The following is a 12,914-nucleotide window of genomic DNA, read 5'->3' as shown; positions in this document are numbered from 1 at the left end:
CTTATTTATGGGCAGTGGCTAGCTGTTCTTTAAAAATAGCGCCCCCGTAAATGATGGCCTCGATGGCAGTAATGAAGAAGCTGACCGGCCAATCAGTAAGGTAACTAAGGTAAAGGCCTAGCCAAATGCCGGTTAGGGCAAAGATGAAGGTGAGCCCAATCATCTTTTTAAGCGAGTGGGCGAAATATTTAGCTGCCGAAGCCGGAATCGTTAGTAAGACAAAGATTAAAAGTGAACCGACAATTTGGGCGGTGACACTGATGGTTAGGGCCAAGAGCACTAAGAACACAATGGAAACCAACTGGTTATAGCGCTGATTATATTCGGCCCCTTGCCCGTCAAATGAGTTATAGGCCAGGCGTCTGAACATGAAGAAGATTGTCACCAGCAGGACTAAACTCAAGCCGATTAGGGTGTGGAGGTTATGGGCGTCAATTCCAACGATGCTTCCAAAGAGGATGCTGGTGGCATAACTGGATTGCTGGTCTGACAGGGATAAAAATAAAATTCCTAACCCTAAGAACAGTCCAGAAAATACGCTGATTGACGCTTCGCGCCGACCTAGCTTTTCTCCGGAAAAGCCAATCAAAATCGCACTAGCACAGGTAAAGGTTAACATCCCCAACAGGGGTGAAATTCCCATGAACACCCCGAAAGAAGCACCAGAAAAGCCGATTTCGGAGAGGGTGTGGGTGAAAAAGGAGGTTTGCCGGGCAACGACAAAGACTCCCATGAAGGCACAGATTAAGGCGATAAAAATCCCCGCCGTGAAGGCATAACGCATAAAAGCATAGTAAAACATTAAGCTTGCCCCCTTTTAATTAAGTGACCGGTTTGATTGGCCAAGTGTAATTCGTAGTCAGCGTATTGCTCAATTAGCTCTGGGTCATGGGTAATGAAGAGGATGGTTAAGCCCCGCTTCTTCATGATGTTGGTTAGTAGTTTTAACAACTCGTGCTTGCTGACAACGTCTAAGCTGGCGGTAGCTTCATCTAAAATCAACAACTCGGGGTTAGCACACAAAGCTTGAGCTAAGTAAGCCCGCTGTTTTTCGCCACCGGATGCGCGGCCTAAGGGCTGGTACTTGATTTTAGTGAGGTTGGTTTCAGCTAAAATCTGATTTAAGGTAGCTTTCATCTTGGGCGAGTTCCAAGGCAGGATGCGCTTTTTAAATCCCAGGGCCACGAAGTCGTAAATGCTAAGGGGATATTCGTCATCAATGTTTCTTAGCTGGGGTACGTATTGGACTTGTTCCCTGGTGATCTGAAAGCTAACGTGGTTTTGATTTTTGCGGGCTAAATCGTCCAGGAGGTGTTTAACTAGGGTAGTTTTTCCCACCCCGTTTTCGCCGGTGATACAGGTCAGCTTATGGGCTGGTAGCTCAAAGCTAAGGTGATTAAACAGCCGGCGCTTGGGAATATCTAAGTCTAAATTGGTTACTGTTAAAATCGAATCCATAATTATCGGGCTAAATGCCTGTCCTTTCTTCCAAATAATATTATTAATTATAGCCTAGCTTGGTTAGGCAGGCAAAAGTGAAAGCCAAAAGTGGGTGACTTTTGGCTTAAAAACTATTTTTGTAAAGTAAGAACTTGTTGGTATTGCTTCTTCATCCAGGAAACATAATTTTGGTGGGCAGGGAGGGTCTCAGTCACCTTCACCACCGGAATTTTGTACTCCTGGCATAATTTGACCATGTTAGTAATCACCTTGCTATCAGACTGAGTGTTAAGTACAAAGAAGGCAATCTCCTTATTTTTGATGGCCGTTTGCAACTTCTTAATATCGGTATAAGAGGGATCGGTTTCTTCTTCGGCGGCCATAGCAAAGTGCTTATTAGTGATGTGATAGCCCATCGCCTCTAAAGAGTAGTCAAAGACAGGTTCACTAACTGCTACTTTTTGCCCCTGGGATTTAGTCTTGATTTGGGCGACCATTTTAGTTAAGGGAGCTAATTTAGCCTGGTATTTTTTAGCGTTAGCTAGGTAATCTTGCTTGTGCTTAGGGTCTAAGCGCCCGTACTCTTTGGCCAAAGCTAAGGCTAGTTTGGACATTGTTTGCGGTTGGTACCACAAGTGTTCATTTTGCCCAATTTTTGCCCCGGTAACCGAAGCGACGGTCAGGTATTTTTTAGCACCAAGTTTTTTAATCCAGGAATCGTACTCCAGCCCGTTATAGACCGCCAAATCTGCCTTAGCGACTAGTTTGGCCGTTTTGGTAGTTGGCTCGTAGTCGTGGGGGTCAACGCTAGGGCTAGTGATAATCGGGGTGACCTTGCCGTGTGAGCCAAGTACCGCGCGGGCAACTTCTCCGTAAAAATCGGTGGTAGTTACAACCTTTAGTTGGTCAGCTTTTGTTTGGGTTTGATTCTTAGCACAGGCGCTCAAAGCTAAAGTTAAGCAGAGGCCGAAAGTGGCTAAGGCGATTTTAAAAATTTTTGAATTAAGCATCGTTTTCTCCTTATGTGTAATGATTACTTTTTAGATGGTAACGGAGACCAAAAAGCCTGTCAAGCCTTAAAGAGTAGGCCTGACAGGCGATTACGATTTAGCTAGTTTGGCAAAGGTCACTAACTAAGCGCTAGGAGTGTCCCGATTACTATTTAAAAAAATTAGGCTAATAAGCGGTCACCTAAGCCTTTAGCCATTTTGATAAAGGCGGTCATCTGAGCAGTAAGCTCTTCGTTTTCTTTATGAGCGATGACTAACTTATAGCTTAAATCGTCAACCGGCAGCTCGTAATAGTTAGCTGGTTGAATATTTTTAACCTTATTGGCAACTGATTTAGGTACAATTGTACAGCCGAGGTTTCTAACCGCTAATTGCGCAATCGTCAACAGGTTGCTACAACGTAAGAAGTGTTTGAGGGTAATGCCGTTTTCGGCTAAAGTATTGGTAATCAGCTGCTGGAAACCGACGTTTTCAGAAGCGCTGATGTAAGGAAAATCAGTTACAAACGGGAGGATATCCTTGACTGAGGCGAGCTTTTGCTTAGGTTGGTCGGCAACGTAGCGGGGATGGCTTTGCGGTACCAGGAGGTAAGCTGGCTCGCTTGCCAGTTGTTCGTAGTGGACATCAGAGCGGAAAATCGGCAAAATTCCCAAGTAGAGGTCGATTTTAGCGTGAATCAATCGCTCTTCATTGTGTTCAGAGGTATCTTCCACTATCTGGATGTTAACGTCGTTATAAACTTTGTGGTACTGGGGCAAAATGAGGGGCAAAATCTTTTGTCCTAACGATTGGGTGACCCCTAAGGTTAACTGGCCGTGGTTAGAGCTAGCCATCCGGGTTAAATCGTGGTAGACGGCTTCGTATTGGCTAGTTAATCGTTTGAGGTTGGTCAGATAGAATTCACCGGCCTCGGTTAAGCGAAGGGGGTGATGCTTACGGTCAATCAAGGTTACGCCTAAGTCACGCTCTAATTGTTTTAACTTCTTACTTAAAGAAGGTTGGGAAATAAAAAGGTAGTCGGCTGCTTTGCTGACACTACCGTACTCGATGATGGTTTCGAGAATTTTGATAAATTGTTGATCATTTTCAAACGAGCGCATAAGGCTGGCCCCTTTCTTGTAAAATAACTAATTACATTATGCACTTACAGGCATAAATAGGCAAGGTTATTGCCCTAGGCCTCAGCGTCCCACTCTGCCTTAAAGGTAGCCACGAAGTCCTTCATTACCTGTTGGCGGCTAGCGGCGAGGGCGCGTGCTTGCGGGGTATTTAACATGTCAGCCAGTTTAAAGAGCTTTTCGTAAAAATGGTTGATGATGGTTTCATCAGCTAAATTCCGGTAACTGGCTTTGTCTAATTGGGTTCGGGGTAGAATTTCTGGGTCGTAAATCTTTTCGCCATGGGCTCCACCGTAGTAGATGGCCCGGGTAATACCGATGGCCCCGATTGCATCTAGCCAGTCGGCATCCTGGACGATTTGTCCCTCTAAAGACAGGACTTGTTTTTCGTTCAAATTGCTGGCATAGGACATATGGGTAATAATATGAATAATTTCGTCACTTTGAGCTGAACTAAAGGCTAGGGAGGTAAGTAATTCCTTAACTTCATTGACAGCCTGCTTGGGGCTAGCGACTAATTTATCGTCAATTGTGTCATGAAGGTAAGCGGCCGCTAAAATTACGGTTAAATCTACTGGTTTGGTCTGCGCTTTAGCTAAGCGGTTGGCTAGTTTAACTACCCGCTGGATGTGGTCGAAGTTGTGGCCGGTTTTATCAGCCGCTAACTTACTTTTAGCGAAGGTTTTGATAGTGGTTAATTGTGCTTGTGAGTTCATGGAAAGGCCCCCTTGGTTAATCTTATCCAAAATTATAGCACAAAAAAACTCCATGACCGGGAAGCCATGGAGAAAAAGGAATATATATCAAATCAGTTTAGGATGTCTGATTTGATGGGTTCACTTACTGTTTAGGGGGAGTAAATGAAAAGTTTGTTTGTTGTTTGTTATTAGGTATGTATATACAATAAAATAAAGTTGTGAAGAAAATGTGAATTTTTTGTGAACAAAATATGAAAAATAACAAAAAGTTATTTTTTCTTAACTTTTTGTTTAAGAAAGTTTTGAACAATATTTATTAGATAAGGACTAAAAAAGCTGTCATCAAGGGCTTTTTTAGCTGGGGTATAGTAAACTAGACTCTTTTTTTGACTGGGGTGAGCTAGTAAATCTAAATTTAAAAATAAATTGTCAGCTTCTGAACCTACTTGTATATATAAGTTATCTTTGAGGTCCCTTTTCCCCCAGTAAGAAAATAAGTCAGCTGACTGGTTAGCAAAGTAAGAACTGGTGGGTTTGAGGCTAGTTAAGCCAAAGCAGATGCAAGCTTGGTAGTTTAAAGCCTGCATGCGGCAATCTTCATCATTGAAGGCTTGGTTGGTGGCGGTTAGACTAGCTAAAAGGCTAGAGTAGCTAGCACTAGCACCGTGCCCCCACAAAAAGTAGCGGTAAGGGTCAATTTGATATTGGTAGGCGTGGCCAAGAAGGTAACGGCTAGCGCTGAGGAGGTCGCTAGTTTGGGCCGGAAAGGGGGCCACATCTTTAGGGCGCACTTCCACTAAGGCAATGACGAAACCTTGTTGGGCTAGTTGCATGAGTGGATAAAAGTAGTGACTCAAGTCGTCATTAGTAAAGTTTGTCCCCGCAGAGAAGATAATTAGTGGGTAGTGACCCTTGCTAGTTGCTGGTTCGATGAGGTGCAAGCGTAAGGCCCGTTCGCTTTTGAATGCGTAGGGGAGGTTTAAGTGGAGGCGGGGGTTTTGGAGTAAGGTTGGTTCATTTAAAGTAAAACTAGGCATAAAGTTGATCCTTTCTTAATCAGGGTAGTGTTTCATTAATTATAGCATTAGCTAGGTTAAAGTTAGCTTGTGTTATACTTAAGGTAAGAATTTAAGTTAGGAAGGAAAATTCGATGGCAGGAGTAGAATTATTAGAACGGCCCTTAATCAACATTGTTAACCTAATTTGGAGTTTTGACCGGGCTAGCGAACAAGTTTACCTGCTATTGGTCAAACGTGCTAGCGCTCCTTATAAGAACCGGTGGGCGCTGCCAGAAACCTTTATGCGGACCAAGGAGAGTGCAGACCAGGCGGCCTTGCGGTTAGTGAAGGAAAAAATCGGCCTAGAGTTGGCCTCGTTTCATACGGAGCAGTTGGCGACCTTTACCAACCCTAAGCGGACTAAAAAAGAACGGGCTATTTCCTTGGCCTACATGACCTTTTTACCGGAAATGCCAACCCTTAGAGCTGGCTATGGCGCAAGTGAAGTCCGGTGGTTTCGGTTTGGCTACCAGGCAGAAAAATACTGCCTAGTCAGCGGCCAAAAGCTGTTTTGGGCTAGCCAGGCACAAACGGAGCAGGCTTACTACGACCAACCACTAGCTAGTGGGCAAGCCCACCTAGCCTTTGATCACGAGTGGATTTTTCAGGTAGCAGCTACCCGGATAAAAAATAAGCTGGACTATCAGCCCAATATCTTATTAATCCTGGGCAATACCTTTACCCTAAAGGAAGCCAGAAGCGTCTACGCCCCCTTTTTGATGACGACCCTCAAGCAAATTGATAACTCTAACTTCAAAAAGACCCACGGCCACCTCCTAAAAGACGTCGGCATGGCCACGGCTGGTCGGCCGGGGCGGCCTCCGCGCTTGTACCGCTTAAAATTATAGCAAGAAAACGCTTGTCAAGCAGGTGTTTTTTTGTTATGTTAATAGCAATATATTAAATTAACAGGTTATTTTCAAAAAAGTAATTTTTACTTTTAATCGAAACCGAGGAGAATTTTTATGAATCCAGAGAAACTGGCTTTACTTACAGACTTATACGAATTTACAATGGCAAATGCCTTTTACCAAGAGTTGCCAAAAGAAGAGGGTGTATTTGACATCTTCTTTAGAAACCTGCCTGACAACGGCAGCTTTGTGGTTCTTGCCGGGGTGAAACAAGCGGTCGAAGCCGTTGAAAAATTCCACTTGTCTGCTAGTGAGTTAGATTACCTACGGGAGTTAGACTTATTTAGTGAAGAATTTTTAGCGTACTTAGCAGATTTTCAAAATCAATGTGAGGTTTGGACGATTGAAGAAGGGACGCCGGTCTTTTCCGGTGAATCCGTGGTTACGGTACAAGGTCCATTAATCCAAGCCCAATTATATGAAACAATGTTGCTTAACTTGATTAACCACCAGACCTTAATTGCATCTAAGGCCCGCCGGATTGTGGCTTCAGCCAAGGGCCGGGCCGTGATGGAATTTGGGTCCCGCCGGGCACAAGGGCCAGATGCCTCGATTTACGGGGCGCGGGCAACGATTATTGGGGGGGCGAAGTTGACTTCTAACCTCTTAGCCGGAAAGAAATTTAACATTCCGGTGGCCGGGACAATGGCTCACAGTTGGATTGAGTCTTTCCCAACCGAACTAGCAGCCTTTGAAGCCTGGGCCCGGCAAAATCCCCACAACTGTTCTTTATTAGTCGATACCTATGACATCTTGAACTCGGGGATTCCTAATGCCATCAAGGTCTTTGAACAACTAAAGACTGAGGGTGTGGACGCTAACATTGGAATTAGAATTGATTCTGGAGATGTGACCGAATTAACCAAGAAGGCTAGAAAGATGTTAGATCAAGCCGGCTTTACCGAAGCTAAGATTACGATTTCTAATGCCCTAGATGAATACATTATCGAATCCATTCTTGACGAAGGGGCCCAGGTTGATAACTTTGGGGTGGGTGAAAAGATGATTACTTCTTCTACCTCCCCCGTGTTAAGTGGGGTCTACAAGCTTTGTGCGGTTAAGCATGAAGATGGGCAGGTGGAACCTAAGATTAAGGTCAGCGCAAGTAAGACCAAGGTGACTCTGCCAGGGATTAAGCAAGTTTACCGGCTATATAATACCTCTGGCCAAGCCTTTGCCGATGTGATTGCCCTTCGTGACGAAAAGTTGGGGCACTCATTATCGGTAGTTAAGGCCGACCCACTGGCAACCAAAAAAGAACATGTACTGCAAGACTTTATTGCTAAGCCATTATTACGGCCGGTGCTTAGGGGAACGAAGCGGGTAGAAGAACTCGAAGGTGACGTCTTTAAGATTCAAGCAAATAGCCAGGCTGCCTTAAAAGAATTACCAGCTGAAACTAAGCGCTTGATGAACCCGGCTATTTTCCCAGTCTACGTTACAAGTAAGTTAAACACCTTGCAAAAGGAAATGCTAGCTAAGCACTAATAAGCTAGAAAAAATTGAGAAAACGGTAGCGTCTGTGTGGGTGCTACCGTTTTTTGCTTGCGCTAAGAGCTTGTTTTTACCGGCTAAATCACTTACACTAGAACTAGCCTGTGAAACGTATTTTGTTTCACAAAATTACGGAGGAAAATTATGACGCCAGAAGAATTCCGCCAAGCATTGGCCGCTCAAGGAATTGAGTTGACAGCAAGGCAATTAGAACAGTTTGCCATTTACTATCAATTCTTGGTTGAAACTAACCAGCACTTAAATTTGACTGCCATTACGGAAGAAAAGGAAGTTTACCTAAAGCATTTTTATGATTCGATTCTAGCAGGGATTGCGGTGACAGACCTCAGAAAAGAGGAGTTAAGTCTGTGTGATGTGGGGGCAGGTGCCGGCTTCCCATCCATTCCGCTAAAGATTGCTTTCCCCCAGCTTAAAGTAACGATTGTTGACTCACTAAACAAGCGGATTAACTTTTTGAATGAGTTAGCTGCTAAGCTGGATTTAACGGGGGTGGCCTTCTTCCATGCCCGGGCAGAGGAATTTGCCGGCAAAAAGAGTCCTTACCGGGAAAGCTTTGACATTGTGACGGCGCGGGCAGTTGCGCGGATGACGGTCTTGTCCGAATTGTGCTTACCTTTAGTTAAAAAAGGCGGACGCTTTGTAGCCCTTAAAGCCCAAAAGGCCGAAAGTGAGCTTGCAGAAGCAACCTATGCCATCGCCACGCTCGGAGGAACGGTCAGTCAAGATATTGAGCTAACCCTTCCTAAGTTAGGGGATGAGCGGCATATTATCGTGATTACTAAGAAAAAGGAAACACCTAAGAAATATCCACGTAAGGCAGGTACGCCTGCTAAGCAGCCATTAGTAGCAAAGTAAGGGGGAGTTAGGATGGCTTTTTCATTTTTTAAATCGAAAAAAGAGGTCAGTGCTAAACCAGGGGTTAATGACGTTGTCGAGTTAGAGGTCCAAAAGATTATTCCTAACCGCTACCAGCCCCGCAAGCTCTTTAGCGATGAAAGTATCGCCGAATTAGCTACAACCATTGCGGAGCACGGCTTATTGCAACCAATCGTGGTTCGCGAATACGAAGCCGGAAAGTATGAAATTATCGCGGGTGAGCGGCGGTTTCGGGCGGTTAACCGGCTTAAGTGGGAAAAGATTCCGGCCTTAATCAAGAAGATGGATGATACTCAGGCAGCCTCCATGGCGGTAATCGAAAACTTACAGCGGGAAGGTTTGTCTGCCATCGAAGAGGCCCAGTCCTACCAAAAGTTGATGGAGTTAAACCAGTTAACCCAGTTACAACTAGCCCGTGAAATCGGGAAGAGTCAATCGTTTGTGGCTAACAAGTTGCGCTTGCTCAAGCTTAACATGGGGGTGCAACGGGCAATTTTAAACCGGAAATTGACAGAACGCCACGGCCGGGCCTTGGTGAGTTTAGACGATAAGCAACAAGTCGAGCTGTTAAAGCAGATTGAAGAAGGCCACTTAACCGTCAAGGAAACTGAGGCTTTGGTTGCCAAGATAACTGCGCCTAAGGTCAAGGCTCAACCTAAAAAGAAGGCCAAGGCTAGGACTAAGGGAAGTTCTAAGGACGTCAAGATTGCCCTTAATACCATTAGGCAGTCGGTTAAAATGGTAACTGACACGGGCTTAAAGGTAACGACCAGTGAAGAAGATGCTCCAGGGGTTCACCGGATTATCATTGAAATTCCCCTGGATGGCTCCGACCAAAAGTAGGTGGTCAAAGTGGTAGAGCAACAAGCACTCAATAGTAAGTGGCTAGCCCAACTGGCCAATGGTAAGGATGATCAAGTCGTTAAGCTAAGCCTTGACGATTTGCGGCCTAACCCCTATCAACCTAGAAAAGTATTTGACCAAGGCGCTTTAGAGGAACTGGCTAATTCAATTAAGAAGACGGGGGTTTTTCAACCGGTGATTGTTAGGCCCTCCAAGGTAAAGGGCTACGAGCTAATTGCGGGCGAACGACGTTTTCGTGCCTCGATAATGGCCGGCCAAAAGCAGATTCCTGCTATTATCCGCACCATCAGTGATGAAGAAATGATGGAGATTGCGGTCGTGGAAAATTTGCAACGTGAAGATTTGAATCCTTTAGAAGAAGCACAAGCATACGCGACTTTAATGGAAAAATTACACTTAAACCAAACCCAGCTAGCTAAGCGCTTGGGTAAGTCAAGGCCTTATATCGCTAATTACCTCCGCTTGTTAGGCTTACCCCCCAAGGTAAAACAATCCCTGCGAGCCGGTGAGCTCTCGATGGCCCAGGCCCGGACCCTTCTGTCCTTAAACGATAAGAGCAAGTTAGCGCAACTGGCCCAAAAAACGGTGAGTGAAGGCTTGACGGTCCGGCAGCTAACGGAGCTAGTGGCTAAGCTTAACGGGACTAACAAGGTAAAGCCTAAGCCAGTTAAAGCAACTAATCAATACGCGCTTTATTATCAAGAAACAGCTCAGCTACTAGCAGAGAAATTAGGGACCAAGGTAGAGGTTAAGCCCCAGGGGAAAAAGGCTCAGGGTAAAATTGAGATAGACTATTATTCCACCGAGGATTTTAACCGAATTTTAGAGATTTTGCAGATAAGTTTAGATTAAGGGGGCTTTTTAATGTATAATTTACATGATATCGTTGAAATGAAGAAACCACATCCGTGTGGCCTTAATCGCTGGGAAATTATCAGATTAGGGGCCGACATTAAGATTAAGTGCACAGGTTGTGGCCGCCTCATCATGCTGCCCCGGCGGGAATTTGAAAAGAAAATGAAGAAAGTTCTAGAGACAGCAGAAAATAATTAAGAAAGAGTGACAGAAAAGATGGCATTAACTGCAGGAATTGTCGGCTTACCTAACGTGGGTAAGTCAACTTTATTTAACGCGATTACTAAGGCAGGGGCCGAAATGGCTAACTATCCCTTTGCGACAATTGAACCTAATGTGGGGATGGTGGAAGTTCCTGACGAACGGTTGGCACGCATCGATGAACTAATTCCAGCCGCTAAGATTATTCACACCACCTTTGAATTTACCGATATTGCGGGGATTGTTAAGGGTGCAAGTAAGGGTGAAGGACTAGGAAATAAGTTCTTAGAAAACATTCGGCAGGTTGATGCTATCGTGCACGTTGTACGGGCATTTGATGATGATAACATTACCCACGTTGCTAATAAGGTGGCGCCCCTAGAAGATATCGACACCATCAACTTAGAATTGGTTTTAGCCGACCTTGATTCCATCAACAAGCGGTATGCGCGGGTGGAAAAGGTGGCCCGGACTAAGGATAAGGCTGCCGTGGCTGAATTTGAAGTACTTAAGAAGATTAAGCCTGTCCTAGAAGCCGGTAAAGCCGTGCGGTCAATCGAATTCAATGATGAAGAAAAAAAGATTGTTAAGGGTCTCTTCTTATTGACTTCTAAACCGGTTTTATACGTGGCAAACATCTCTGATGACTATATTGCTAATCCAGAGGAAAGTAAGTATTACCAAGAAGTAAAGCAATTTGCTGAAGCTGAAGGGGCACAAGCCTTAGCTATTTCTGCCCGGACGGAAGAAGAAATTGCCGAATTAGATGACGATGAACGTCAATTCTTCTTGGAAGACTTAGGGGTTAAGGAATCAGGTTTAGATTGCTTAATCAAGGCCTCATACAAGCTCTTAGGGTTAGCTACCTTCTTTACTGCCGGTGGCAAAGAAACCCGGGCTTGGACCTTCAAGCAAGGGATGAAGGCTCCTCAAGTGGCAGGGATAATTCACTCAGACTTTGAACGAGGCTTTATCCGGGCAGAAACAGTTTCCTTTGAAGACTTAGATAAATACGGTAGTATGCAGGCGGTCCGTGAAGCCGGTCGGTTGCGGTCTGAAGGAAAAGAATACCAGGTTCAAGATGGCGATATTATTGAATTTAGATTTAACGTCTAAGTAAGGGAGGAAACCATTGTGGCAGAGCAAACAAATCGTGAAAAAAATCAAGCGGCCAGCCAACAACAAGCTCAAGTGCGGGAACAAGAAGTGACTGTTAGGGGCGGTAAGTTCGATGGCTTGACTAAGCGAAATGAAGACTACCTCTTTCATTTAGATAAGGCCTTGGATGAACGAGGAATGGATTATGAAAAGAAAAACGACATCCTAGAGACTATGTATCAAGAATTAAAGAAGGTTCAAAAACAAGGGTATACGGCTACCAAGTTGTACGGTCCGGTTCAAGAAAAGGCTAAGGAATTAGTCGATGGTCCGGCTAAGAAAGAAGCAGCCCCAGCGCAAAATCAAAAGTTTTGGGTGGTGGCCTTGGATAACGGCTTAATTATGTTTATCCTCTTTTGTGCAATGTACTCACTCATGGGCTTCTTCGGGGGCAACGCTCAAACCCAAGCAAGTGGCGGGTGGCTGACGCTATTAACCACTTCAGTAATTGCCGGGATTGGGTTAGCCTACTTCTACACGGCTATGTTACCGGAAAACCTCAACAAGCATAAGCACAAGTGGGTGCACATGATTTTATCTACAATTGCTTTGATTGCGGTTTGGATGGTCATCTTCTATTTAGTCGCCTTAATCCCAGCTTCAATTAACGTGGTCTTGAGCCCAATTATCTACGCTATCTTAGCGGTAGTCGGCTTTGGGGTTCGTTACTACTTAAAGGGCAAGCTAGGTTTCCAACGGGTCTTTCGGTAAAAGCTAGCAAACTTAAGCGGCCGTTTTGCGGGAAAATGATTTATCCGCAAAACGGATTTTTTTATGGGAGTGCGATTAAAAAAACAAAAAAGGGTTGTGTAAAATAATGAAAATAGTGTATAATATATTTTAGCTTAAAATGTATATACATGTTAGACAAGTTCAAAAGATAGTTAGAACTATGCGACTAAGATAAAGTTTCTTATAATTCTAAACTTATATATAAGTTGATGGAACTTATAGGTTGTTTTCAGAAATAGTTTAGTTATTTTTGGTTTTGCACTATACTTTATGCTAGAATGTATATATAGGAATATGTGAAAAATTACTTGGAAAAGCTGTAGGCAGCGAGGGATTGATAGGGCCCCAGAGTAATCTTGATTATTGGTTTTTAGTCTGTTTTTAAGGTGGCTTGGCTAGCCATAAGCCTTAAAAAACCGTCTTGGGCACTATGTCCTGTCAAGTATACAGTTTAAATATATAAAATAGACTATGCGGT

General features: G+C 44.3%; 14 protein-coding genes. 8 read left to right on the top strand and 6 right to left on the bottom strand.

Annotation, left to right across the window (positions count from 1 at the left end):
* Nucleotide 1: 1 nt before the first annotated feature.
* The 6 genes from FC14_RS04800 to FC14_RS04775 form a co-directional block, all read right to left on the bottom strand.
* A complete protein-coding gene (locus FC14_RS04800) occupies nt 2-802 on the bottom strand; it encodes a metal ABC transporter permease (RefSeq protein WP_050611627.1) in 801 nt (266 codons plus the stop codon).
* On the bottom strand, nt 802-1,458 hold the full coding sequence (locus tag FC14_RS04795) for a metal ABC transporter ATP-binding protein (RefSeq protein WP_056976703.1): 657 nt from the start codon (nt 1,456-1,458) through the stop codon (nt 802-804). The genes FC14_RS04800 and FC14_RS04795 overlap by 1 nt, the downstream gene beginning before the upstream one ends.
* A gap of 113 nt (nt 1,459-1,571) precedes the next feature.
* Complete coding sequence (locus FC14_RS04790) at nt 1,572-2,450, bottom strand: metal ABC transporter solute-binding protein, Zn/Mn family (protein ID WP_056976702.1); 879 nt, start codon at nt 2,448-2,450, stop codon at nt 1,572-1,574.
* A 161-nt stretch (nt 2,451-2,611) separates the two neighbouring features.
* A complete protein-coding gene (locus FC14_RS04785) occupies nt 2,612-3,550 on the bottom strand; it encodes a LysR family transcriptional regulator (protein ID WP_056976701.1) in 939 nt (312 codons plus the stop codon).
* 74 nt (nt 3,551-3,624) lie between these two features.
* Nucleotides 3,625-4,284 carry an HD domain-containing protein gene (locus FC14_RS04780; RefSeq protein ID WP_056976700.1) on the bottom strand — a complete coding sequence of 220 codons (660 nt, stop codon included), beginning with the start codon at nt 4,282-4,284 and terminating at the stop codon, nt 3,625-3,627.
* A gap of 251 nt (nt 4,285-4,535) precedes the next feature.
* Nucleotides 4,536-5,303 (bottom strand): alpha/beta hydrolase family protein, encoded by a 768-nt coding sequence (locus FC14_RS04775; RefSeq protein ID WP_056976699.1) that lies wholly within the window; start codon nt 5,301-5,303, stop codon nt 4,536-4,538.
* Nucleotides 5,304-5,416: 113 nt separating this feature from the next.
* Here FC14_RS04775 and FC14_RS04770 point away from each other — a divergent pair, with 113 nt between their 5' ends.
* From FC14_RS04770 to FC14_RS04735, 8 genes are all read left to right on the top strand, one after another.
* Nucleotides 5,417-6,172, top strand: coding sequence for an NUDIX domain-containing protein (locus tag FC14_RS04770; RefSeq protein ID WP_056976698.1), 756 nt, complete (start codon nt 5,417-5,419; stop codon nt 6,170-6,172).
* Nucleotides 6,173-6,289: 117 nt separating this feature from the next.
* On the top strand, nt 6,290-7,723 hold the full coding sequence (locus tag FC14_RS04765; RefSeq protein WP_056976697.1) for a nicotinate phosphoribosyltransferase: 1,434 nt from the start codon (nt 6,290-6,292) through the stop codon (nt 7,721-7,723).
* 150 nt (nt 7,724-7,873) lie between these two features.
* The gene (gene rsmG, locus FC14_RS04760; RefSeq protein WP_056976696.1) at nt 7,874-8,605 is read left to right on the top strand and encodes a 16S rRNA (guanine(527)-N(7))-methyltransferase RsmG; all 732 of its coding nucleotides are present in this window, start codon (nt 7,874-7,876) and stop codon (nt 8,603-8,605) included.
* A gap of 12 nt (nt 8,606-8,617) precedes the next feature.
* Entirely contained in the window at nt 8,618-9,469 is an 852-nt protein-coding gene (gene noc / locus FC14_RS04755; protein ID WP_056976695.1) for a nucleoid occlusion protein, read from the top strand.
* A gap of 9 nt (nt 9,470-9,478) precedes the next feature.
* On the top strand, nt 9,479-10,342 hold the full coding sequence (locus FC14_RS04750; protein ID WP_056976694.1) for a ParB/RepB/Spo0J family partition protein: 864 nt from the start codon (nt 9,479-9,481) through the stop codon (nt 10,340-10,342).
* A gap of 12 nt (nt 10,343-10,354) precedes the next feature.
* Nucleotides 10,355-10,543 carry a DUF951 domain-containing protein gene (locus FC14_RS04745; protein ID WP_050611616.1) on the top strand — a complete coding sequence of 63 codons (189 nt, stop codon included), beginning with the start codon at nt 10,355-10,357 and terminating at the stop codon, nt 10,541-10,543.
* Between the two features lie 18 nt (nt 10,544-10,561).
* The gene (gene ychF / locus FC14_RS04740; RefSeq protein WP_056976693.1) at nt 10,562-11,662 is read left to right on the top strand and encodes a redox-regulated ATPase YchF; all 1,101 of its coding nucleotides are present in this window, start codon (nt 10,562-10,564) and stop codon (nt 11,660-11,662) included.
* Nucleotides 11,663-11,680: 18 nt separating this feature from the next.
* Nucleotides 11,681-12,415 carry a DUF1129 domain-containing protein gene (locus FC14_RS04735; RefSeq protein WP_056976692.1) on the top strand — a complete coding sequence of 245 codons (735 nt, stop codon included), beginning with the start codon at nt 11,681-11,683 and terminating at the stop codon, nt 12,413-12,415.
* The last annotated feature ends 499 nt before the right edge of the window (nt 12,416-12,914 follow it).

The organism is Ligilactobacillus agilis DSM 20509 (genome assembly GCF_001436215.1).
GTDB classification, from domain to species: Bacteria; Bacillota; Bacilli; order Lactobacillales; family Lactobacillaceae; genus Ligilactobacillus; species Ligilactobacillus agilis.
This window is presented reverse-complemented; position numbering and strand designations above follow the sequence as displayed.

What these genes read in the sequence shown, in the direction of transcription:
- FC14_RS04765 (WP_056976697.1), top strand. Translation starts at nt 6,290, where the DNA reads ATGAATCCAGAGAAACTGGCTTTACTTACAGACTTATACGAATTTACA.
- rsmG (WP_056976696.1), top strand. Translation starts at nt 7,874, where the DNA reads ATGACGCCAGAAGAATTCCGCCAAGCATTGGCCGCTCAAGGAATTGAG.
- FC14_RS04775 (WP_056976699.1), bottom strand. Translation starts at nt 5,303, where the DNA reads ATGCCTAGTTTTACTTTAAATGAACCAACCTTACTCCAAAACCCCCGC.
- FC14_RS04770 (WP_056976698.1), top strand. Translation starts at nt 5,417, where the DNA reads ATGGCAGGAGTAGAATTATTAGAACGGCCCTTAATCAACATTGTTAAC.
- FC14_RS04790 (WP_056976702.1), bottom strand. Translation starts at nt 2,450, where the DNA reads ATGCTTAATTCAAAAATTTTTAAAATCGCCTTAGCCACTTTCGGCCTC.
- ychF (WP_056976693.1), top strand. Translation starts at nt 10,562, where the DNA reads ATGGCATTAACTGCAGGAATTGTCGGCTTACCTAACGTGGGTAAGTCA.
- FC14_RS04785 (WP_056976701.1), bottom strand. Translation starts at nt 3,550, where the DNA reads ATGCGCTCGTTTGAAAATGATCAACAATTTATCAAAATTCTCGAAACC.
- FC14_RS04795 (WP_056976703.1), bottom strand. Translation starts at nt 1,458, where the DNA reads ATGGATTCGATTTTAACAGTAACCAATTTAGACTTAGATATTCCCAAG.
- FC14_RS04800 (WP_050611627.1), bottom strand. Translation starts at nt 802, where the DNA reads ATGTTTTACTATGCTTTTATGCGTTATGCCTTCACGGCGGGGATTTTT.
- noc (WP_056976695.1), top strand. Translation starts at nt 8,618, where the DNA reads ATGGCTTTTTCATTTTTTAAATCGAAAAAAGAGGTCAGTGCTAAACCA.
- FC14_RS04745 (WP_050611616.1), top strand. Translation starts at nt 10,355, where the DNA reads ATGTATAATTTACATGATATCGTTGAAATGAAGAAACCACATCCGTGT.
- FC14_RS04780 (WP_056976700.1), bottom strand. Translation starts at nt 4,284, where the DNA reads ATGAACTCACAAGCACAATTAACCACTATCAAAACCTTCGCTAAAAGT.